This window comes from Caballeronia sp. BCC1704, from assembly GCF_902833455.1.
Classification (GTDB): domain Bacteria; phylum Pseudomonadota; class Gammaproteobacteria; order Burkholderiales; family Burkholderiaceae; genus Caballeronia.
Genome location: NZ_CADFFT010000002.1, coordinates 901890 through 924246 on the forward strand (window position 1 = coordinate 901890; position 22357 = coordinate 924246).

The window sequence follows — 22357 nt, forward strand, 5'->3', positions numbered from 1 at the left end:
ATGCCGTTGAAACAGCAACATCGCTTTCGGTCCCTCGCGCTGACAGCCGCGGCCGTCGCCGCGTTCAGCGTCGCGGGCTTCGTCGAAACGTCGCCAGCGTATGCGAAGACAGCGGACACGCAGCCGCAAGTCCTGACCGCCTCCGCCGTCGCCGTCGCGGACAAGTACGCCGCCGACACGGCCGAGCAGATCTTCAAGCAGGGCGGCAACGCGGTCGACGCGGCCGTCGCCATCGCGTTCACGCTCGCGGTCACGTATCCGGAAGCGGGCAACATCGGCGGCGGCGGGTTCATGACGCTTTACGTTGACCATCGACCGTACTTCCTCGACTACCGCGAGCGCGCGCCGCTTTCCGCCACGCGCAACATGTACCTCGACGACAAAGGCGAGGTCATCAAGGGCATGAGCCTGTACGGGCATCGCGCGGTCGGCGTGCCGGGCACGGTGGAAGGCATGTGGGAAGCGCAAAAGCGTTTCGGCAAGCTGAAATGGAGGCAGGTGCTCGCGCCCGCTATCCAGTATGCGCAGGACGGTTTTGTCGTCGACGATCAACTGATCGAGCGGCGCGATCGCGCGTCGAAAGACTTCGCCGGCAAGACGAACTTCGACCTGTATTTCGGCGGCATGAAAGCGGGCGAAGTGTTCAAGCAGCCGGATCTTGCGCAGACGTTGCAGCGCATCTCGGACAAGGGCGCGAAGGGCTTCTATCAGGGCAAGACCGCGGAGCTGATCGCCACGTCGATGACCGGACACGGACTCATCACCGCGCGCGATCTGAAGGAGTACAAGGCGGTCTGGCGGCAGCCGGTGGTGGCGAGCTGGAACGGCTATCGCGTGATTACCGCCCCGCCGCCGAGTTCGGGCGGCGTCGGCCTCGTGCAGTTGCTGAAGATGAAGGCCGACCTGAAGGATAAGTTCGAAGGCGTGCCACTGGATTCCGCGCAGTACATCCACCTCGTCGCGGAGATCGAAAAGCGCGTGTTCGCCGACCGCGCGCAGTATCTCGGCGATCCCGACTTCTACAAGGTGCCGGTCGCGCAACTGATCGACGACGACTACATCCTGAAGCGCGCGCAGGAAGTCAATCCGGAGACGCCGTCCGATACCAAGAGCGTGCAGCCGGGGCTCGGCACGTCGATGCCCGAGAAGGCCGAGACGACGCACTTTTCCGTCGTCGACAAGTGGGGCAACGCGGTGTCGAACACGTACACGATCAACGGCTACTTCGGCGCGGGCGTGGTCGCGGAAGGCACGGGCGTCGTGCTGAACGACGAGATGGACGACTTCTCCGCGAAACCGGGCGTGGCGAACATGTTCGGCGTGGTGGGCAGCGACGCGAACGCCATCGCGCCGCGCAAACGCCCGCTCTCGTCGATGACGCCGACCATCCTCACGAAGGACGATCAGGTCGCGATGGTGATCGGCACGCCGGGCGGATCGCGCATTTTCACGTCGATCTTCCAGGTGCTGTCGAACGTGTACGACTTCCACATGCCGCTGGCCGAAGCGGTGGGCGCGACGCGCTTTCACCATCAACTGCTGCCGCCCAACACGATCTATCAGGAGCCGTTCCATCAGCTCGATCCGGAGGTCGTGAAGCAACTCGAGGCGAAGGGCTACACGTTCTCGATGCAAGGCTTCAACGGCGATATTCAGGCTATCCGCATCAACGGCGAAACGCCCGAGCCGATGTCCGATCCGCGCGGGCGTGGCGTGTCGCGCGTCATTCAGTAAAGGGATGCCGACGCTTACAGCGTGAAAGTATCGTGGTCGGTCCGGACTAGGCATTTGCCCTAGTCCGGCTTTCGCTGGTCGCGCTCCTACGCCCGTCCTAGGCGGGATTCTCAGAACTATAAGAATGCTGGCATGAGCGGCATGTTTCGCGCGGGATTGGACCGCGCGTTTCGTTCCCCTAGTCTCTGTCCTGACCGAGTGCACCATGCGCCGCTGTGCGCGACGCACTCGGCATATCCAGAACTACATACGAGACGACCCTGACGACGGAACCGCAGTGCGCATCGACGCGCGCACGGCCATTCGTTTCAGCGTGCTGATAAAGGAGCAGCTCATGTTGGAATCCCCCGCCCAGCAGCTTGGCGATATCACGCCCGTCAATCGGGAACAGGATGTTCAGACGGCCAGCGGCGGCGCGCTCGACCGCTACTTCGGCATCTCGCGAGCCGGCAGCACGCCTAAACGCGAAGTCGTGGCCGGCGTCACGACGTTTCTCGCGATGGTCTATTCCGTGTTCGTCGTGCCGGGCATGCTCGGCAAAGCGGGCTTCGATACCAGCGCGGTGTTCGTCGCCGTGTGCCTCACCACCGCGTTCGGCTCGCTGCTGATGGGCGTGTGGGCGCGCCTGCCGATCGCCATCGGCTGCGCCATTTCGCTGACCGCGTTCACGGCGTTCGGGCTCGTGCTCGGCAAGGGCCTCTCGCCCGCCATCGCGCTGGGCGCGGTGTTCCTGATGGGCGTCGTGTTCACGGCGATTTCCGTGACCGGCGTGCGCTCGTGGATTTTGCGCAATCTGCCGACGGGCGTCGCGCATGGCACGGGCATCGGCATCGGGCTGTTTCTGCTTCTGATCGCATCCAACGATGTCGGTCTGATCGTGAAGAATCCCGCGCCGGGCATGCCGGTGTCGCTCGGTCACATCACGGCGCTGCCCGTGCTGATGTCCGTGGCCGGGCTCGCGGCGATCTTCGGTCTGGAGCGTCGGCGCGTGCCGGGCGGCATTTTGCTGGTGGTGATCGGGCTTTCGGCGATCGGCCTCGTGATCGATCCGGCCGTGCGCTTTCATGGCGTGTTCGCGTTGCCGTCGCTGTCCGCGCCGGGTCATGCGTCGCTGATCGGCGCGATGGATATCAAAGGCGCGCTGTCGATGGCCGTGCTGCCGAGCGTGCTCGCCCTCGTGATGACGGCTGTATTCGACGCCACCGGCACGATCCGCGCGGTCGCGGGCCAGGCGGGCCAGATCGACGCGAACGGGCGCATCGTGAACGGCGGCCGCGCGCTGACGGCGGATTCCATCAGCTCGATTTTCTCCGCGTGTTTCGGCGGCGCGCCGGCGGCGGCGTATATCGAATCGTCGGTCGGCGTGGCGGCGGGCGCGAAAACGGGGCTCGCGGCGAGCGTCGTCGGCGCGCTCTTTCTCGCGGTGATGTTCCTCTCGCCGCTCGCGAGCCTCGTGCCCTCTTACGCGACCGCGCCCGCGCTGATGTACGTCGGCTTGCTGATGCTCGGCAACGTCGCGAAGCTGCACATGGACGACACGGTCGACACGATGTCGGGACTCGTCTGCGCGGTGTTTATCGTGCTGACGGCGAACATCGTGACCGGCATCATGCTCGGCTTTTGCACGCTGGTGATCGGGCGCGTGGTCGCGGGCGAAATCCGCAAGCTGAACGTGGGAACGGTGGCGATCGCAGCGGCGCTCGCGGTGTTCTATCTCGGCGGCTGGGCGATCTAGACGCGGTGCGTTGAAACGACAAAGCCCCGGAAGCGTTGGCTTCCGGGGCTTTGTCGAATGCTGATGCGCTTGACCGGGCGTCAGGCCGAGGCGGACTCGGACTTACTTGCGATACGCTTCGACGAGAATCTCGCAGTTCTGCAGATGCAATTGCAGCGCGCGATTCCACTCGCGACGCACCGCAGCCTTCGCCGCGCGCATCCACGAACCGAACGAAACGAGCACAGATTGTTGAGCGGTGGTTTTCATGGAAAGCTCTCAGGGTAAGTAGCTAGGGGATAACCCTAACTATACGCTTTTCATGCTGCATTGCAACCAATTCTCAAAAAAGCTACACCGTCTCGCGTCAATCTCCCGGTCGCAATTTCCGATTCTTCACTTCGCCAGCAGTTCGCCGTGACGCGCAGGCCCGTTGCCCGCGATCCGCGCGACGAGCATTCCCGTCGTCGCGAAGCGCGTCCAGTGGCGCGCGTACAGCACGCCTTCCGTCTGCGCGACGAGCGGAACGAGCCGGTCTTCTAACGGATCGAGGATGTCGGCGATCGTCTCGCCGGCACGCACGCGCTCGCCGACCTCGCGCCGATGCAGGATCACGCCCGATTGCGGCGCATACAGATACTCGCAGCCGGCAAGCGGCGTAGCGGGACGGCGCAACGCCGGCGGCTCGGTCGCGCGACCGGCGACGAAACCCGCGTGAATCAGATAATCGACGATCGCCTGAGCGTCGTGCGCCGCCGTCTCGTGCGACACATCGCGCACGCCGCGCAGTTCGAGCGTGACCGGCGTGACGCCCATCGGAATCGGGAAACGCGCGCCGAACGCATCGCGCAAAAAGCGCCACGCCGACGTGCACGCTTCGTCGAACGGCTCGCCGCCCGACACGTCCGCCAGCAATTGCGCCTCGCTGCCGATAAAGCGCGCGAGCGGCTCGATGGCGGCCCACGCATCCGGCGTCGTGTAAAGATGCGCGACGGCCTCCCAGTCGCAATGCAAATCGATGACGAGATGCGCGTCGCAGGCAAGACGCATCAGCGCGATGCGTTGCGACTCCAGTTCCGTCGCGCCTTCGCTCGCGGCGAAATGCCGGCGCAACGCGGCGCGGATCAGGTCTGCGTTGCGCGTGGCGTCGTCGGTCAGGCGGTCTTCGAGTTGCGTCGCCAGCGCCGGGCCGGGATCGGGAAAGCGCCGGTTGAAGTCGTGTCCCGACTGCATGTCGAAGCGGCCCATGTGCGTGCCGAACCAATGCTGATTCAGCCCGGCGGGATTCGCCACCGGCACGAGCACGATCCGCGCGTTGAGCAGCCCCGCGGCTTCGAGCTCGGCGAACCGGCGCTTGAGCATCCACGCGACCACCATGCCGGGCAACTCGTCGGCATGAAGCGATGCCTGGATATAGACCTTCGGCGCGGCGTCGTCTGCCGGTCCGAACGAATAGCTTCTGATCGCGCGCCGGGTGCCGAGCGCGGCGCCGACGAGCGGATGATCGTGAATCTGCATGGCGCCTGACCTTCGACACTGCCGCCTGAAAAAACGAAAGGCACCGCGAGCGATGCCTTTCGACCGGATGCGCGACGCTTGGCGCTTACTGGATAGAAACGTCGGTCGCGAAGTACTTCGCCATGATGCGCTTGAACGTGCCGTCCCTCTTGATCGCGTCGAACGCCTGATTCAGGCCCTTCTGCAGATCGGCGTCGCCCTTGCGCAGGCCGATGGCCGTGCCCGGACCGATGAGCGCCTTGTCCTCGACGATCGGCCCGACGAGCGCGAACGGCTTGCCCTGCGGCTTCTTCAGAAAGCCGATGGCCGCCTGCGCCGCGTCCGTGAACATGGCGTCGATACGGCCCGCGACGAGGTCGCCTTCGACCTGTTCCTGATCGCCGTACGGGACGACCGTCACGCCTTGCGGCTCCCACTTCGCCTTCGCGTAGCGTTCCTGCACGGTGCCCTGCTCGACGCCGACGCGCTTGCCTTTGAGCGCCTGCGGCGTCGGCAGAATGCCCGAGCCGGCGCGCGCGACGAGTTGCGCGTGCGTGTCGTAGAGCGGCTCGGTGAAGTCGATCTGCTTCAGACGCTCTTCGGTGATACCCATGTCGGAGAGCACGGCGTCGAACTTGCGCGCTTTCAGGCCGGGAATCATGCCGTCGAAATTATTTTCGACCCAGACGCACTTGACCTTCATCTGCGCGCACAAGGCGTTGCCGAGATCGATATCGAACCCGACGAGCTTGCCGTCAGGCTGCTTCGATTCGAACGGCGGATACGACGGATCCACGGCGAAGCGGATCTGCGTGATCTCCTTCGCGTGCGCGGAGAACGAGGTGATGGCGAGTGCGGCGAGCATCGCGCGCAGAGCGAACGATGCGGACTTGCTGACGAACTTCTTCTGCGACATTCCAATCCTTCGAGACTTGCGGTGATTGCTGGCGCGCTGCGTTCCTCTACTTCGAAACGCGCGGCGCGCGGTGGCCCCTTTCGGGAAAACCCTGAATGGTAGCAAACGCAATGAGTCACGGCACGACAGAAAGGAACAGAAACGCCGCGAAAATGACGAGATGCACGACGCCTTGCAGCACCGTCGAGCGGCCCGTGCCGAGCGTGATGACGGAAACGACGAGCGTCAGCGCGAGCATCGTAATTTCCTTCGGCGCAAGGCCGAGCGCGATCGGCTGGCCGATGGCGATCGACACGATTGCCACCGCCGGAATCGTCAATCCGATGCTGGCGAGCGCCGACCCGAGGGCAAGGTTGAGGCTCGTCTGCAAGCGGTCGAGCCGCGCCGCGCGCAGCGCAGCGAAGCCTTCGGGAAGCAGCACGAGCGCGGCGATCACGACACCGACGACCGCCTCGGGCGCTCCCGCCGCCGCCACGCCTGCCTCGACGGCCGGCGACAGCAGCTTGGCGAGCCCGACCACCGCGACGAGCGACAGCATCAGAAACACGAGCGCGATCCATGCTTGCGCGTTGCTCGGCGGCGGCGCGTGCGGGCCGTCGTCGGCGGCATCGGGCGAACTCGCGGCCTTCGGCGCGAACGGGAGAAAATAATCGCGATGGCGAATGGTCTGCACGAACACGAACATCATGTACAGCACGAGCGACACCACGCCGACGAAGATGAGTTGCGACGTCGAAAGCGCCGGGCCGACCACCGTGCTCGTGAAGTTCGGCAGCACGAGCGTCAGCACGGAAAGCGCGCAGAGAATGGCGAGCGCCGCGCTCGCGCCTTGCAGCTGGAAGTCCTGCACGTGATGCCGCAGGCCGCCCATCAGCAGGCACAGCCCGACGATGCCGTTGCCGCAGATCATGATGGCGGCGAACACGGTATCGCGCGGCAATGCCGCCTTCTCGGGACCGCCGGACAGCATCACGGAGACGATCAGCGCCACTTCGATCACCGTCACCGCCACCGCGAGCACCAGCGTGCCGAACGGCTCCCCGACGCGATGCGCGACCACCTCGGCGTGATGCACCGCCGCGAACACGGCGAACGCCAGCGCGACCGCCGCCAGCGCGGTCAGCACGGCGCCGTGAATGAGCGCGGCCGCGCCGAGCACGACGAGCGCGAGAATCGGCGCAACGAGGGTCCAGTCGAGCTTGAGTTTCATCGGCGCTCCCGGCTGATCGGGTGAATGGGATCGTCGGCCTGCGGCGACGATCCATCGGCATGATAGCGGGCGGACCGCGCGCCGACGACAACGCAAAAAGCGCGACACAAAACAAAACGGACGGCCTGAGCCGTCCGCGATGCGCCGTTCGGTGCGAATTACGACTCGAGTTCGGCGTTCAGCGTGATTTTCGCATTGCCGGCGAAGAGTTTCGACACTGGGCAGCCTTCTTTCGCCGCCTGAGCGGCCTTGTCGAACGCGGCCTTGTCCGCGCCCGGAATCTTCGCCTTCAGGTCGAGCTGGCACGACGTGATCGTGAAGCCTTCGCCGTCTTTCTCCAGCGTGACCGTCGACTTCGTTTCGAGGCTTTCCGCCTTCATGCCCGCCTGTTCGAGTTGCAGCGAAAGCGCCATCGTGAAACAGCCGGCGTGCGCCGCGCCGATCAGTTCTTCGGGGTTCGTGCCCGGACCTTCCTCGAAGCGCGACTTGAATCCATACGGCGCTTCGTTGAGCACGCCGGTTTGCGTCGAGATGAAACCCTTGCCGTCCTTGATGCCGCCGCTCCATTTAGCCGATGCAGTCTTTTGCACGAGAGTTCTCCGTAAAGATGGTTTCAGTTGCGTTCGACCGAGCGCGCTGGCCTCGCTTGGGTCAATGCGCGCGGCGCGTCCGGTCTCGATGACGCTTGTCGATAGACGCGCCGCGCGCAAAGCGCCGCGCGAAGCATCGCGTCCATCGTAACGGATCGGTGCTCGTGGCGCAGGAAGCGCGCTGCCGCACGACTTTTGTCCAGATGGCGAAGCTCCGCCGATTCACTTAGCATGCGTGGGCTCGTTCAACTCTCTGCACGCTTAAAACATGGATTCACTCTCACGACACGCCGCAATCCGGCGAGCGGCCTAACATGGGACCGCCGACCGAACGCATTGCCGAAGATATCGTGCTGCCCGAGCGCGTCGATGTGGTCGTCGTGGGCGGCGGCGTGATCGGTATCAGCACCGCCCGCTTTCTCGCAGAGAAAGGGCTTTCGGTCGCGGTGTGCGAGAAGGGCCACGTCGCGGGCGAGCAGTCGAGCCGCAACTGGGGCTGGTGCCGCGCGACGCACCGCGACTTGCGCGAGCTCGAACTCAGCCTCGAAAGCCTGAAGCTGTGGCGTCGCATGGACGCGGATCTGGGAATCGACAGCGGCTATCGCGAATGCGGCATTCTGTATGCCGCCGATGACGCCGACGCCCTCGCCGATCATGAAGCGTGGCTTGCGCGCGCCGTCGCGAAGGTCGGACGCGGCGCGCTCGATTCGCGCATCGTGTCGCCCGACGAAACCGCCGCGCTCATGCCGGGCGCGGCGCGGCGCTTCGCAGGCGGCATTTACACGCCGAGCGACGGCCGTGCCGAACCGCAACGCGCCGTGCCCGCGATGGCCGCCGCGCTGCGCGAGCGCGGCGTCAAGATCGCGATGCCCTGCGCCGTGCGCGGCGTGGAAACGAGCGGCGGCGCCGTGAGCGGCGTCGTGACGGAACACGGGCGAATTCGCTGCGACAGCGCGGTGATCGCGGGCGGCGCGTGGACGCGGCTCTTCGCCGGCAATCTCGGCGTGGACGTGCCGCAATTGATGGTGCGCTCGTCGGTCGTGCGCACCGCGCCGCTGTCCGGCGGCCCGGAAGTGAGCGCGTGCAATCAGTCGGTCGGCTATCGCAAGCGGCTGGACGGCGGCTATTCGATTGCGAACGCGTTTCGCAGTTATAGCGACATCACGCCTGACAGCTTTCGCCTGTTCGGCAAGTTCCTGCCCGCCCTCAAGAGCCAGCTCGGTTCCATCAAGCTCAGTTTCAACGCGCGCTTCTTCGAGGAGTTGCGCCGCCCGCGCCGCTGGCCGCTCGACCGCGAAACCGTCTTCGAGCGCGTGCGCACGCTCGACCCCGCGCCGGTCGAAGCATTCAACGAAACCGCGCTCGCCGAGTTTCGGTCCATTTTCCCTTCGCTCGCGCATGTGGCGATGGAGCAGTCCTGGGCCGGCTATATCGACGTGACGCCGGATGCAGTGCCCGTCATCTCAGGCGTCGAGCGCGTGCCGGGGCTTTTCATCGGCACGGGGTTCTCGGGGCACGGCTTCGGCATCGGTCCCGGCGCGGGCAAGTTGATGGCCGATATCGTCGCCAACGACGCGCCGCTCGTCGATCCGCATGCGTTCCGTCTGTCGCGCTTCTTCGACGGCAGCAAGATCGAGATCGACGGCGGCTTCTGACGAAACCAGGCGCCTTCGCGGCGCGCGGCGGCACGCGCTAACATACCGGATTCGCTGGCGACGCCGCCGCACTTCATTCGTTTCGAGGCTTTCATGGCATCCACGCCCCTTTTGTTCATCGACGTCTGGTCCGACTTCGTCTGTCCGTTCTGTTATCTGGAAACGCCGGTGCTCGACCAGTTGCGCAACGCCTACGGGGACGCGGTCGAGATTCGCTGGCACGCGTTCGAGCTGCGTCCGGAGCCCGCGCCGCTGCTCGATCCGAATAGCGAACACATCGCGGAGTCGTGGGAGAAGTCGGTGCGCCCGCTCGCCGACGAGCGCGCATTGCTCATGCGCATGCCGCCCGTCGCGCCGCGCAGCCGCAAGGCGTTCGAGACGGCGCTCTTCGCGCGTGAGTCGGGCCGCTACGACGTCGTGCATCGTGCGATTTTCAAGGCGTACTTCGAGCAAGGAATCGATATCGGCGACACCGACGCGCTCTTGGACATCGCCGCGACCTGTGGCGTCGATCCGGAGCTTCTGGAAGAAGCGCTCGATGAAGGCACGTACACAGATCTCGTCGTCGAAGACGAGGAATTCGCGAAGAAGATCGGCGTGACCGGCGTTCCGTTCGCGGTGCTGTCGCGCGAGCCGGCACCCGGAAAGGAGCCGCCGCCGCCCATCGCCCTGCGCGGCGCCGCGCCGGTCCAGCATTTCGAAGCGGCTATCGAGCGGCTCTTTCCCGACGGTTTTCCCGGCAGCTGAGCCGAGACGCTTGCTGGAAGTCGGCTAGCAGTGATGCTCCGCCATGAACGACTTCAGCGCGATACGCTGCGACGGTTCCAGCGCTTCGAATTCGAGTCCGTACGCGATGCCCGCGTCGCCGGATTCCGCCGCGCCGACGTGGCGCACCAACGCCGATGTATCGATCTCCACGTCGATGCCATCCGTGCTGAAGCGAAACGACAGGCGCAGGCGGTCGCCTGCCTGCGCGCTCGGCGCGGGCACGGTCAACGCCATGCCGTACGGACTGATGTCGCTCACGCGGCCGAGTTGCGGTGATGCGCTCGGCTGACTTTCGATCGAATAAAGCGCTGCAAGCCGCGTCGGCATGCGGGTGAATTTGCGCGTGCGCAGGCGGCGGATGGCGCCCGGCGCGGACAGCACAACATAGCTGAACGGCTCGCGACTCGTCGCATCGACCGTGCAGGCGAAGCGGAATACGCCGCGGCCCGTGAGCGCGACGAGTTCCACCGTCTCTCCGCGCGTGAGTTCGAGCGGTGCGACGCCGGTCATCACCGGCTGCGTGACGAAGAGCGACCGCTCACCGTTGCGCCGCACAGCCGAGAAACCGATGACTCGGCTCGCGTACATCGAGGATGCAGACCACCCGCTGCCGCGCAGGCCGACACGCCCGCCGATCGCTAGGCCCATGTCGTCGAGTGTCAGCGGCGCTTCGCGGCTGGCATCCGTGGTCGATTCCGCGGTCGCGGGCGCCCCCGAGGCGCGGTGCGGCTCGAAATGTCGAAACAGGAAATCGCGCGTGGTTTCGTCGGGGATGACGACGTCTGCTTCGAAAAGCAGCGCGCCGTCGGGTCCGAGGAGCGGCGCTCCGAGGGGCGCGTTCAGCGGGATGTCGGTTGCGGCGAGGCGGACAAGAGTCGGAGAAACTTCGGAAGCGGACTGTGCGGTCATTGGCCAGACGATTTTTATTGGTTTTGGGAATCGTCGCCGTTGATTAAATCGGCGTCAAGCAGATTTCGGAATAAGTTACGCAATCCCGGCGCAATGACCCAGCCGACCGGTCACTTATTTGCCGCGATGTTATGCGCATAAATTTTTAGGGGCTTGCGCTGCCCACGCTGAGGCGCCAGGCGTCCAATGGAGGCGCCACTGCTACATCGGACGCTTTCTCCCCACAACGGCTGCAGAGAAGGCTGACGCTGACGCAGAGTGCAGTCGCGAGCGGTCCGGTTGCACCTACCCTCGCATTAGCGCGCGAAAGTCTGACCTTTCATCCCTACGACGAGAATCTACGATTAGGACAGCCTACTAACCGGGAACGTGTCTAGCTCGCTCCATGTCCCTCCGCTTCCTCATGCTGAGCATCGGTGCCGCTGCGATCGCTTCAGCGGTAAGCCATAGCCATGAACCCGCTCTTTCTCGTCAGTACCTGGAGCAACTGCGCTATACCGACGCAGGCGCCGATGAATTTGCGCCACGATTACTCGAAGATCGGTCGACGGCTGAACATCGACAGAACGGACATCGCCGGTTCTTTCATTCACAGGCTGCTTGCGTCTTTCGCTATCGTCATGGCGCGTAGAGGCAGTGCGTTCCTGCCTTTATTCCGCCGTTGTCGGCGGTAACGTAACGCAACAACTTATGCGTTACAGCGGTTCGCCACCGTTTCGCGCAGGTGTTCGCAAATTCCCATCCGACGAGGGGAACACCGGACTGACGGCGAAGTCGGCGCGTACCTGTAGCTCTAGCGTGCGATGAATGAACATAGCGATCCCGCACGCATACCTACCGTTGCTACAAAGCCCGGCACGCCTCCGCGCACTTCCGGCACGCGTCACTGCACGCCTGACAATGGCTCGCAGTATGCCGGCTGCACTCGTCCGCGCATGCATCGCAGATCCGCGCGCACAGGTCGAGGAAATCGCGCATGAACTGCGTGTCCCGCGCCAGCGATTCCGACGTGAAGCGGCACAGCGCCGCGCAGTCGAGGTCCAGACGAATGCACTTCTCCATGTCTGGCAGATGACCTTCCGCAATGCAGGCCGAAGCGCAGTTGTCGCAAGCGGCGGCGCATCGGTCGAGCGCGGCAATGCAGTCGATATAGTCGCTCATTCGGCAAATCCTCGTCAGATTGGTGGACTAGTCGCGCGTCGATTGCGGCGGCACGGGGTTGTTGTCTTGTGCGGTCGGCAGCGCGTTCTCGCTCGCGGGATGCTTCTGCTTTTCGCGCTCATCCAGCTTCTCTTGCCGCGTATCGCCAGTGGCGGGGGCGCCCACCGGTTCGTCCATGTCGTCGGCCGTTGCGCGCGAGCCGTCGTTATCGCCTGAGACCTGGGTCATGCTGCCCTCCTTTGACGGGGTCATCATTCAAGAACGATGCAGCAAGCCTCGGTCCCGTCGTGCGGCGGGGGCTACACCTCGATCGACTCGTATCCGCCTTCCGGAACCTTATCCATCGACATAAACAACATCCGCAGTTCCGTACTCAAGCCGTGAAAATGGCACATGAACGTATCCGGGTTCGCGTAGTACCACGGCGTGTTGAGTTCGTTGAAGCTCACGAGGTCCGCAGAGTCCGGTTCGGGACAAAGGCCGTGCGAAATCATCTGCTCCATGAAATAAAACTGGTCGCCCTGGCTCGAAAACGTGTACTTGATGTCCTCGGTTTCCAGCACGCGCGCAAGGACGCTTTGCAGCACGTTCGCGTTCGCCTCCGTGTTGCGAAAGCCCATCACGCCCGAATTGAAGCGCCAGCCGCATATATCGGCGGTCAACACGCGGTCGCGGCCCTCGGTGAATCGTTCGAGCTTCACGAAAGGATTCATGACGAGAATATCGGCATCGATCCAGAAGACCCATTCGTGATGCGGCAGATACTTGGCGAGCAGAAACGGCTTCGACCAGTTGCCGCATGCTTCACGCTGAAAGTCGGCTGGCACCGCGCGATGTTGATACAACGTGTAGCCGTGACGCTCGCAGAACGCGCGCAGGCTCGCTTCGCCGAACCGCGCATAGCCCGCGATGTTCGGCGTGTACAACATGACGACCGCGATTGCCCTGCCCGGCTGATAGACGGTCAACGGCTCGTCGGTATCGCATCGAGGCGGCGGCAAGGCGTCGAAGAACGCGCTATGTCCGGCCGCATGGCACGCGTTCAGATGACGCGCGAACACGGCTCGCCAGCGCGGACCATACTTGCTATAGAGACGCGGCGTGAACACGAGCGACACCGCCACCACCGGCGCGCCGCGCAAGTCCGGGTGCTGGCTCGACCACATGGATGCAATCGGTATCACGCCATTGAGTAGGTCCCAGTCGGCAACAGCCGGAAATGCCTCCAGCAGTTCCTCCTCCGTGACGAATTTGCCGTACTCGTAGAAGGCCCGGCATCGCGCAGCCATGCCGCGCGCGATGCGGCGGTTCTCCTCGGTATTTCGGACAACGAACATTTCCGTATTGATGCCGAAGAAACCTTTGGTCACGAGGCTGTCTCGTCCTTCCATGATCCGGCCGAAATCTTCGAAGCGGACGAAAAGCGCATTCTCCGTCGCAAAGATGACGACCTCGCCTTCGGCCGCGCGCGCGAGCCGGTCGCTGATCATCTGGTATTTGAAGAGGACACCGAGTTCGAGCGAATCGACGCTGCTCGACATCGACTCGTCGTAATGAGCCGCTTGCGTTCGGCGACAGAATTCGGCGTGGTTGTCGCGCGAGGATGTCGCGCGGCGGTCGGAGAAGCAGCTAACCAGTGTGACCATGTTGTACCGGCAAGTGAATAGCGTGGACGCACGAAGCGCGGCGCAAGAGGCCGCGCGCAAGGGGCCAAGCATATCCGTTGCGGTCAACGAACTTGCAAATTATTGCGTCAACCGAAGTATCGCTGCGCGCGGCGAAGAGCGACCCGCGCTCAATTGTAGGACGCGCGAAGAAGCATGAAAGCACTAACGACCGGCGGCGCGCTCGCCTGTTCGAATCACGCGCACGATGCCCACCGCGACGCCAATCGCGGCCGCTGCCGCCGCGCCGACGAGCGACACCTGCGCGCCGTGTTGTCCATACATGCCGAACGCAACGGCGGCGAGCGCCGCGCCCAGCGAAAGGCCGATCATGCGCGCCATCGTCATGAGGCCGCCCGCCGCGCCGCTGCGTTCATGCGGCGCGGACGTCAGCATGATGCGATTGTTCGGCGTCTGAAAGAAGCCGAATCCGATGCCGCACACCGCGACACGCCACGCGATGTCCACGTTCGAAGGCGATGCCGGCAGCCCGATCAAAAGACATAGCCCGATTGCCATGATGCCGAGTCCCATGCCGCCGATCAGCCCCGGCGCGTGCCGGTCCGACAGGCGACCGGCGAGCGGCGCGACGAACACGATCACGAGCGGCCACGGCGTGACGAGCAGTCCGGTCGTCGTCGCGCTGCGGGCGAACTGGTGCTGGAGCATGAACGGCAGCGCGAGATAGGCGAGCGTCTGCGCCACGTACGAGCAGATGGACGTCAGCGAGGACAGCGAGAGGATCGGAATGCGCAGCAGATCCAGCGGCACGAGCGGCGCGGACCGTCCGCGTTGATGGCGGATGAGCGCGAAACCGGCAACGCACGCACACGCGATCTCGACGAGAGGCAGCGCCCGCAGTTGCACATGGCCCTCGCCCGCGCCCTCGCCTGCACCGAGCCCGCCCACGCCCAGAATGAAGAGCCCGATGGCGAGCGCGCTGAGCGTCGCGCCCGCGAAGTCGAAGCGGCGCGCGGCGTTCGGCGTGCCGGGCGGCAGCATCGTGCTGGCGAGACCGAGGCCGATGATGCCGAGCGGCACGTTCACCGCGAAGAGCCAGCGCCATCCGGCGACCGAGAGAATCCCCGCCGCGACTGTCGGCCCGAGCGCCGCCGAGAGCGCCACGGTCAAGCCGAGCAGCGCGACGCCGCGTCCGACGAGCTTCGGCGGATAAACCTGCCGCAGCAGCGCGGGCACGATCGTCGACATGCATGCGCCGCCCACGCCCTGAATCGCGCGAGCAGCGACCAAGAGCGGCAGCGTCGGCGCGAGCGCGCAGCCTATCGACGCCAGCGTGAAGACGACGAAGCCCCACAGGAACACGCGCCGGAAGCCGAGCATTTCGCCGAGCGCGGCGAGCGGCAGCACCGAGACGGCGACCGCGAGCTGATACGCGGTGACGACCCAGACCGTATCGGCTGCGCTGCGCGAGAGGTTGTGCGCGATGGTCGGCAAGGCGACATTCGCAATGGACGAATCGAGGTTGCCGAGAAACGTGCCGAGCAGCACGGAGACGACTGCCCAGTAATTGACGCGGGTGGCGGGTATGGCGCTGTTCATGTCTGCTTTTGAAATGCCCGCGGGAGGCGGACCCGCGCGGCGCCCGCATGGTAACGGACACTGCGGTGCGTGTGCAAAAGCGTGCTGTCGGCCAATGTGCCGACTGCTGCCTGACGCTTCGCGCGAGCGCGTCGGCGATCACATCACCGACATGTCGTCTGAACGACCGTTCGTTCGCGGCGCGACGCTGACAGCGCGCACGCCGTGACTCTTCGGCAATTCGCGCTGCGCCAACGCGACGACGCGGGCGTTTGCAATTTGGGTTCGGATGCCTGCCGGGCGGTGCGTTCGGACTGGCGCGGCCTCAATGCACAGTGCGCGTCGCTTTGCCGACTCGACGAAGAATTCAGCGGACCTGCCCCGCCGCGCCGGGCCAGAGACCCGGGCATTTCAGTCGTGCGTTATCGGATATGGAAGCGGCGCGAGCGGCGGGGCCGTTCATCGCGTGGCTATAAGCGCCGCTCCGGCGCAACGGCGGTCGAGCGTCCCGTAGCCGCATCATCGCAAGTCGTCATGTGAACGCCGCGCGGCACGTGGCGTCCATCCAGCTCGTCCCTGCCATATTGGATGGCGAACTGCTCGGCTGCCCGGGCCGTGGCAAACGGTCGAAACGGGCCGATCGCGCGCCGCACGCCGTCGGGCCGCTCGATCAGGACCGTCGCGATGAACTCGCCGGCCGCCCGCGCGACAATCGCCGACAACTCACACCCGCGGTACTCCACTGGAATGGCGTCCATCTGATCCTCGCTTCGAAATGGCTGGAGTGCGAAGGCGTCCCGCGCATGCCGACGCGCGCGGCACGGACGCCTTATTTGTAGCGCCGAATCGAAAGTCAGGACGTGCGTCGACGAACATTCCCTTTCTGCAATATCGGCATGATTCTCGTTTAGCCGCTATGCTTGGACGACGCTTTCACTTCGAAGGCATCTGCATTCCCGGTTCCGACTTTATTTCGATGCCATCTCTCGCTCAAAGACGCCCGTACAGACACGCCGCCTTCACAATGGCCGCCCTCGCGCTCAGCGCCACGGCTCACGTGGTCCAAGCGCAAGAATTCTCGATTCTCGCCGGCCCGCTCCAGAGCGGCAGCCAGAACACGTATTCGTGGGAAGCAAGCTATCGCGAGGGCCTCGGCCCGTACGCGGCCTGGAGCTTCTCGTGGATCAACGAAGGTCATATTCCGAACCATCACCGCGACGGTCAGGCGGCGCAGTTGTGGGCGCGGATGCCGCTCTGGAACAACCGCCTCGAATTGTCGGCGGGCGCGGGCCCGTACCGTTACTTCGACACCAGCGAGGCGGAAGCCGGCGGCGACTATTCCAACACGCACGGCTGGGGTGGCATATTCACGCTGCGCGCCGCGTATTACTTCGATAACCGCTGGATCGCGGAGATGAAGCTCAATCGCGTGCAGGCGTTCGGCGGCCCGGACACGACCGCCCTGCTCTTCGGCATCGGCTATCAGCTCGACGCCCCGAACGGCCACGGCCCGCGTGACTCCGCGCCGTCGCGCACGACGAACGTCACCGGCAACGAGGTCACGGTGCTGGTCGGCACGACCATCCTGAACAGCCTCGATTCTGAATCGAACGTGGCGGAAAGCATCGAATACCGGCGCGGGCTGTGGAAGTACGTCGATTTCACCGCGTCGTATCTGCACGAAGGCGGCCACGTGCAGTCGCGGCGCGACGGCGTCGCCGCTCAATTGTGGGCGACGCGCGCGTTCTTCGATGACCGGCTGACGCTCGGCGTCGGCGCCGGACCGTATCTGTCGATCACGCAGAACGACGATCTGCCGCAAAACCGCACCGGCGATGGCCGTTTCGCCGGCCTCGTCTCGGTGTCGGCGAGCTACCGCTTTACGAATCGCTGGCTCGTGCGCGCAACGTGGAACCGCATGGTGACGCGCTACGACCGTGACGCAGACATCATCGAAGCGGGCGTCGGCGTGCGTTTCTGACCGCGCCGTTACGTCCGTCGAGTTTCACCGCTGGCGCGGTACTTGCGTTTCGACGAGCCGTCATTCGCTCTCAACGGCTCCTTTATGATCGAAGTCCCGCGCAAAACGCTGCTCATCTCTCCCCATCTCGACGACGCCGTGTTCGGTTGCGGCGCGTCGCTCGCCGGCGCGGCCGACGTGCTGGTCTGCACGGTCTTTACGGGCTGCCCCGCCGCCGATGCCAGCACGGACTGGGACGCCCAGTGCGGCTTCGTGGACGCGAAGCAGGCGATGGCCGCGCGCATCGAAGAAGACAACCGCGCGCTCGGGCTGCTCGGCGCGACGCCGCTGCATCTCGGCTTCCTCGACTCGCAATACGTACCCTTCGCGCCCGACGCCGACAAGCCCACGCGCGCGATGTTGACGCAGGCGTTTCTCGACGCGATAGACGAGCATCGCCCCGAAACGCTGCTGATCCCGCTCGGCCTGTTTCATTCGGACCACGCGCTCGTGCATGAGGCCGCGTGCGATGCATGGTTGCGCCATCCCGAGCTGCCGTGCATCGCCTATGAAGAGGCGCTCTATCGATGCCACCGGGCGCTCTTGCAGCAGCGGCTCGCGGACTTGATAAAACGCGGCATCGACGCTACGCCGCTCAATGCGCGCCTTCCCGAGCATGGGCAAGCCACGCGCCGCGAAGCGTTGAAGCGCGAAGCCGTGGCCGCGTACGCGAGCCAATTGAAGGCATTCGGCCCGAACGGATACGACGACGTGTTCCGGCCCGAGCGCTTCTGGACACTCGAAGTTGCGGAGGCACGCGCATGAGCTCGCTGCCGCAACGCGTTGCGCGCGCTGCTCACGACGCCGCCGCGCGCCTCACTGTTGTCGTGCTGACCTACAACCGCGCCGATCAGGTGCTCGACACACTGGAAAGACTCGCGGCGCTGCCGGATCGCATCGACATTGTCGTGGTCGATAACGCCTCGTCCGACGATACCGCGGCACGCATCGCACAAGCCTTCCCGTTCGTCGAACTCGTCGTCGCGCCGTCGAACATGGGCGCAGCGGGGCGCAATCTTGGCGTCGCGAAGGTCAGCACCGAGTACGTCGCCTTCTGCGACGACGACACGTGGTGGAGCCCCGGCTCGCTCACGCGCGCAATCGAGATCCTCGATGCCGCGCCGCGCGTCGCGGTGTTGAGCGCGCGCGTGGTCGTCGGCGAAAACGGCGATGCCGACGAAACCTGCGAGCGCATGCGCGTGAGCCCGCTCGGCGCGAACGGTTTGCCGGGGCCGGCGCTCATCGGCTACATGGCCGGCGCGAGCGTGTTTCGCACGAGCGTTTATCGGGAGATGGGCGGCTATGAGCCGCGGCTTTTCATAGGCGGCGAGGAATCGCTGCTTGCGCTCGACATGCTCGATCACGGCCACGCACTCGTCTATGCAGACGAACTCGTCCTGCATCATCACCCTTCTCCGATCCGCGACAGCGCCTTGCGCAGACGCCTGCTCGCGCGTAACGCAGCGTGGGTCGCGTGGCTTCGCTTGCCGTTGCGCGAAGCCTTGCACGCGAGCATGCAGGCGCTCGCCGTCATGTGGCGCGAAGGCGCGTTCTGGCGAGATGCGATTCAGATATTGCGTGGATTGCCTTGGGCGCTCGCACATCGGCGCGTGGTGGGCACTCACGTGCGGATCATGCGATCGATCGTGCGCGAGGACGACCGCCGCCATGCCCGGGTAGAGGCAAGCAAACACGCCACGATACCGGCAGACGCTACACACACCGTGTAAAACCGCGCCGCTGCTGTCGAAGCTACGTCTAACGAAATTTTGTTCGTCCCGCAACGAACCAACGATTCTGCGCAATTTTGCGCTGGTGGCACAACGAATGCTCACAGGCCATCAAGCTTCGAAAGACGCGGCAATCCCTGTGCGCGCTCAACGGCTCGAAGCCCATTTCGAACAACGCGAATCGAGGGGGCCTACACGTGAAGATCGCACTTATCAGTGAGCATGCGTCGCCTCTCGCGGTAGCGGGCGGTGTCGATAGCGGCGGGCAGAATATCTATGTCGCGCACGTCGCGCGGCAGCTCGCACGCAACGGCCATCAAGTGGATGTCTTCACGCGCCGCGACCGTTCTCTCTTGCCGCTGGTGTCGCGTTTCGAAGGCATACGCGGCATTCGCGTCATCAACGTGCCGGCGGGTCCGCCGGTGCAACTCGCGAAGGAACAGCTTCTTCCGCACATGGACGAGTTCGCTCGCTTCATGATCGGCTTCTTCAAGAAGCAGGCGACGCCTTATCACGTCGTGCATGCGAACTTCTTCATGTCGGGACTCGTCGGCATGCGCATCAAGGAAGCGCTGGGCGTGCCGCTCGTCACGACGTTTCATGCGCTCGGCCGCGTGCGGCGCATTCATCAAGGCGCGGGCGATGGCTTCCCCGATGAACGCTTCGAGATCGAAGATGCGCTCGTGCGCGAATCCGATTCGGTGATTGCCGAATGCCCGCAAGACGAAGCGGACCTCATATCGCTGTATCACGCGGAGCGCGAACGCATCGACCTCGTGCCGTGCGGCTTCGACAGCACCGAGTTTCATCCGATGAAGAAGGTCGAAGCGCGTGAGCGTCTCGGCTGGCCGCAGGACCGCTTCATCGTGCTGCAACTCGGACGCATGGTGCCGCGCAAGGGCATCGACAACGTGGTGCGCGGCATCGGCCTCTGCAATCGCGAACTGAACGAAGACGCGCATCTCTATGTGATCGGCGGCAACTCCGATGAAGCGAATGAGATTGCGACGCCGGAAATCGGGCGTCTGCGCGGCATTGCGCAGGAATGCGGCGTGGCCGACAAGGTGAACTTTCTCGGCCGTCATGGAAGGCAACGCCTCAAGACCTTCTATAACGCAGCCGATGTGTTCGTGACGACGCCGTGGTATGAGCCGTTCGGCATCACGCCGCTCGAAGCCATGGCCTGCGGCCGGCCGGTCATCGGCGCGGACGTGGGCGGCATTCGATATTCGGTGGCCCATGAAGAAACGGGTCTGCTCGTGCCGCCGAAGGACCCGCGCGCGCTTGCCGATGCGCTCGCCACGCTGAAGCGCGACCCCGCGCGCGCCGAACGCATGGGCGCAGCGGGCCTCGAACGCGCTCGCGCGATGTTCACATGGTCCGGCGTCGCGCAGTCGCTCGAACGCGTCTATGCGCGCGTGGCGGGGGTGGATATCGCGCAGGACCTCGACAGCCGGCGCGCCGCATACGGCAGCGCCACCGCATGAAGCCCGCCGTTTTCCTCGATAAAGACGGCACGCTGCTCGACGACGTGCCCTATAACGTCGATCCCGCGAAGATGCGTCTTGCGCCAGGCGCGCGCGATGCGCTTGCCATCTTCGCGCGTATGAATGTGCCGCTTGTCGTTATTAGCAATCAGAGCGGTGTCGCGCTCGGCAAGTTCGATGAGTCAGCGCTTCGGCACGTCGAACGCAAGCTGCACGAGCTCGCTGCCGAAGCGGGCGCGCGGCTCGCGGGCATCTACTGGTGTCCGCATCATCCGCAAGGCACGGTCGCAAGTTATGCACGCGCATGCGATTGCCGCAAGCCCGCGCCGGGCATGATTGAGCGTGCCGCGCGCGAACTGAACCTTGACCTGGCGCGAAGCTGGTTCGTAGGCGACATTCTCGACGATATCGAAGCGGGCCATCGCGCGGGCTGCCGCGCGGTGCTGATCGACAACGGCAACGAGACGCTGTGGCAGCGTGGTCCCTTGCGTGAACCGGATGCCACTGCGAAGGACATGGGCGAAGCCGCGCGCATCATCGAGCGTGCGTGGCATGCGACGGAGCTCGCGACATGAAGCGCGATCCGTCACGGGCGAACGATATCGCCATCCCTCTTCAGCCCGCGAACGCGCACGCGCGCGCGCCGGCCATCGCGCCTCAGCGCGTATGGGGCGCGGACGTGCGGCGCATTCTCTGCATTCGTCTCGACAATCTCGGCGACGTGCTGATGACGACGCCCGCACTGCATGCGCTCAAACACGCGTATCCGGGGCGGCATCTCACGTTGCTTGCATCGCGTTCGGGCGCGCAGGCGGCGCGCTTCATCGACGATATCGACGACGTGATCGAATACGATGCGCCGTGGGTCAAGCATGACAAGGCCATCGATGCGAGCGGAGACATCGCGATGTGCGAGCGGCTTGCATCGCTCGGCTTCGATGCCGCCGTCATCTTCACGGTCTATAGCCAGAATCCGCTTCCCGCAGCGATGTTTTGCCATCTGGCGAAGATTCCGCTGCGCCTCGCGCATTGCCGCGAGAATCCATACGGCCTGCTAACCGATTGGGTCGCGGAACGCGAGCCGCAACAGGGCACGCGACACGAAGTCGAGCGGCAGCTTGCGCTCGTCGAGAGCGTCGGCGCAACGCACGCGGATACGCGCATGCGCTTCGCGTTGCGCGCCGAAGACGAGGCATCGCTTGCGCGCAAGCTGGACCAACGCGGTGTCGATCTCGACGCGCCCTTCTTCGTCATGCATCCCGGCGCGACCGCCGCATCGCGGCGCTATCCGCCCGAGCGATTCGCGCAGGCCGCGCGCGTGCTCGCGGATGGAACCGGCTGGCCCGTGCTCGTGACCGGCTCGGCGAGCGAAGCCCCATTGTGCGAGACCGTCAGCGCTGGCGATACGCGCGTCGTCAGTCTCGCGGGCGCGCTCGAACTGGGCGAGCTCGCGGCACTGATCGCCCATGCGCGCGTGCTGATCTCCAACAACAGCGGTCCTGTGCATATCGCATCGGCGCTTAACGCGCCGGTCGTCGATCTGTATGCGCTCACCAATCCGCAGCATATGCCGTGGCAAACGCCGCATCGCGTGCTGTACCGCGACGTGCCCTGCCGCTGGTGCTATCGCAGCGTGTGTCCCGAAGGGCATCACGCGTGTCTGCTCGGCGTGAGCGTCGATGAAGTCGTCGATGCCGCGCTGTCTTTACTCGATGCCCGCACCGAACACCATCCTGCTCATCTGACACTACCCTGAGAGACGC

General features: G+C 64.8%; 21 protein-coding genes. 10 read left to right on the forward strand and 11 right to left on the reverse strand.

The window, feature by feature from the left end:
* The gene (ggt, locus tag HWX53_RS13810) at window positions 1-1734 is read left to right on the forward strand and encodes a gamma-glutamyltransferase (protein ID WP_175941673.1); all 1734 of its coding nucleotides are present in this window, start codon (window positions 1-3) and stop codon (window positions 1732-1734) included.
* 334 nt (window positions 1735-2068) lie between these two features.
* Window positions 2069-3469: an NCS2 family permease gene (locus HWX53_RS13815; protein ID WP_241269924.1), complete on the forward strand. Its 1401-nt coding sequence runs from the start codon at window positions 2069-2071 to the stop codon at window positions 3467-3469.
* A 102-nt stretch (window positions 3470-3571) separates the two neighbouring features.
* Here the strand turns inward: HWX53_RS13815 and HWX53_RS13820 are convergent, their stop codons facing one another.
* From HWX53_RS13820 to HWX53_RS13840, 5 genes are all read right to left on the reverse strand, one after another.
* Complete coding sequence (locus HWX53_RS13820) at window positions 3572-3718, reverse strand: hypothetical protein (RefSeq protein WP_175941675.1); 147 nt, start codon at window positions 3716-3718, stop codon at window positions 3572-3574.
* 126 nt (window positions 3719-3844) lie between these two features.
* The gene (locus HWX53_RS13825) at window positions 3845-4966 is read right to left on the reverse strand and encodes a succinylglutamate desuccinylase/aspartoacylase family protein (protein ID WP_175941676.1); all 1122 of its coding nucleotides are present in this window, start codon (window positions 4964-4966) and stop codon (window positions 3845-3847) included.
* Between the two features lie 85 nt (window positions 4967-5051).
* Window positions 5052-5861, reverse strand: coding sequence for an ABC transporter substrate-binding protein (locus HWX53_RS13830; RefSeq protein ID WP_244140107.1), 810 nt, complete (start codon window positions 5859-5861; stop codon window positions 5052-5054).
* A gap of 115 nt (window positions 5862-5976) precedes the next feature.
* Window positions 5977-7071: an ionic transporter y4hA gene (locus tag HWX53_RS13835; protein ID WP_175941678.1), complete on the reverse strand. Its 1095-nt coding sequence runs from the start codon at window positions 7069-7071 to the stop codon at window positions 5977-5979.
* Between the two features lie 158 nt (window positions 7072-7229).
* Complete coding sequence (locus tag HWX53_RS13840) at window positions 7230-7661, reverse strand: OsmC family protein (RefSeq protein WP_175941681.1); 432 nt, start codon at window positions 7659-7661, stop codon at window positions 7230-7232.
* 314 nt (window positions 7662-7975) lie between these two features.
* Between HWX53_RS13840 and HWX53_RS13845 the strand changes: the two genes are divergently transcribed.
* Both HWX53_RS13845 and HWX53_RS13850 read left to right on the forward strand, forming a co-directional pair.
* A complete protein-coding gene (locus HWX53_RS13845) occupies window positions 7976-9316 on the forward strand; it encodes an FAD-binding oxidoreductase (RefSeq protein ID WP_175941683.1) in 1341 nt (446 codons plus the stop codon).
* Window positions 9317-9409: 93 nt separating this feature from the next.
* Window positions 9410-10063: a DsbA family oxidoreductase gene (locus HWX53_RS13850; RefSeq protein ID WP_175941684.1), complete on the forward strand. Its 654-nt coding sequence runs from the start codon at window positions 9410-9412 to the stop codon at window positions 10061-10063.
* 24 nt (window positions 10064-10087) lie between these two features.
* On the opposite strand, the gene HWX53_RS13855 is transcribed toward HWX53_RS13850, so the two are convergent.
* The 6 genes from HWX53_RS13855 to HWX53_RS13880 all read right to left on the reverse strand — a co-directional run bounded on the left by HWX53_RS13855 (window position 10088) and on the right by HWX53_RS13880 (window position 16115).
* Window positions 10088-10993, reverse strand: coding sequence for a flagellar brake protein (locus HWX53_RS13855; protein WP_175941686.1), 906 nt, complete (start codon window positions 10991-10993; stop codon window positions 10088-10090).
* Between the two features lie 843 nt (window positions 10994-11836).
* Entirely contained in the window at window positions 11837-12154 is a 318-nt protein-coding gene (locus HWX53_RS13860; protein WP_175941688.1) for a four-helix bundle copper-binding protein, read from the reverse strand.
* A 27-nt stretch (window positions 12155-12181) separates the two neighbouring features.
* Window positions 12182-12382, reverse strand: a complete 201-nt coding sequence (locus HWX53_RS13865; protein ID WP_175941690.1) for a hypothetical protein — start codon at window positions 12380-12382, stop codon at window positions 12182-12184.
* A gap of 71 nt (window positions 12383-12453) precedes the next feature.
* Window positions 12454-13695 carry a hypothetical protein gene (locus HWX53_RS13870; RefSeq protein ID WP_244140108.1) on the reverse strand — a complete coding sequence of 414 codons (1242 nt, stop codon included), beginning with the start codon at window positions 13693-13695 and terminating at the stop codon, window positions 12454-12456.
* A gap of 288 nt (window positions 13696-13983) precedes the next feature.
* Window positions 13984-15378: an MFS transporter gene (locus HWX53_RS13875; protein WP_175941693.1), complete on the reverse strand. Its 1395-nt coding sequence runs from the start codon at window positions 15376-15378 to the stop codon at window positions 13984-13986.
* A gap of 449 nt (window positions 15379-15827) precedes the next feature.
* A complete protein-coding gene (locus tag HWX53_RS13880; RefSeq protein ID WP_175941695.1) occupies window positions 15828-16115 on the reverse strand; it encodes a hypothetical protein in 288 nt (95 codons plus the stop codon).
* Between the two features lie 266 nt (window positions 16116-16381).
* Here HWX53_RS13880 and HWX53_RS13885 point away from each other — a divergent pair, with 266 nt between their 5' ends.
* The 6 genes from HWX53_RS13885 to waaF all read left to right on the forward strand — a co-directional run bounded on the left by HWX53_RS13885 (window position 16382) and on the right by waaF (window position 22350).
* Window positions 16382-17338: a hypothetical protein gene (locus HWX53_RS13885; RefSeq protein ID WP_175941697.1), complete on the forward strand. Its 957-nt coding sequence runs from the start codon at window positions 16382-16384 to the stop codon at window positions 17336-17338.
* 84 nt (window positions 17339-17422) lie between these two features.
* Window positions 17423-18142: a PIG-L family deacetylase gene (locus tag HWX53_RS13890; protein WP_175941700.1), complete on the forward strand. Its 720-nt coding sequence runs from the start codon at window positions 17423-17425 to the stop codon at window positions 18140-18142.
* On the forward strand, window positions 18139-19107 hold the full coding sequence (locus HWX53_RS13895) for a glycosyltransferase (RefSeq protein ID WP_175941702.1): 969 nt from the start codon (window positions 18139-18141) through the stop codon (window positions 19105-19107). Before HWX53_RS13890 ends, HWX53_RS13895 begins: the two co-directional genes overlap by 4 nt.
* Before the next feature lie 197 nt (window positions 19108-19304).
* Window positions 19305-20594 (forward strand): glycosyltransferase family 1 protein, encoded by a 1290-nt coding sequence (locus tag HWX53_RS13900; RefSeq protein WP_175941704.1) that lies wholly within the window; start codon window positions 19305-19307, stop codon window positions 20592-20594.
* Window positions 20591-21169 carry an HAD family hydrolase gene (locus HWX53_RS13905; RefSeq protein ID WP_175941706.1) on the forward strand — a complete coding sequence of 193 codons (579 nt, stop codon included), beginning with the start codon at window positions 20591-20593 and terminating at the stop codon, window positions 21167-21169. The genes HWX53_RS13900 and HWX53_RS13905 overlap by 4 nt, the downstream gene beginning before the upstream one ends.
* The gene (gene waaF, locus HWX53_RS13910) at window positions 21166-22350 is read left to right on the forward strand and encodes a lipopolysaccharide heptosyltransferase II (protein WP_175941708.1); all 1185 of its coding nucleotides are present in this window, start codon (window positions 21166-21168) and stop codon (window positions 22348-22350) included. Before HWX53_RS13905 ends, waaF begins: the two co-directional genes overlap by 4 nt.
* Window positions 22351-22357 lie beyond the last annotated feature (7 nt).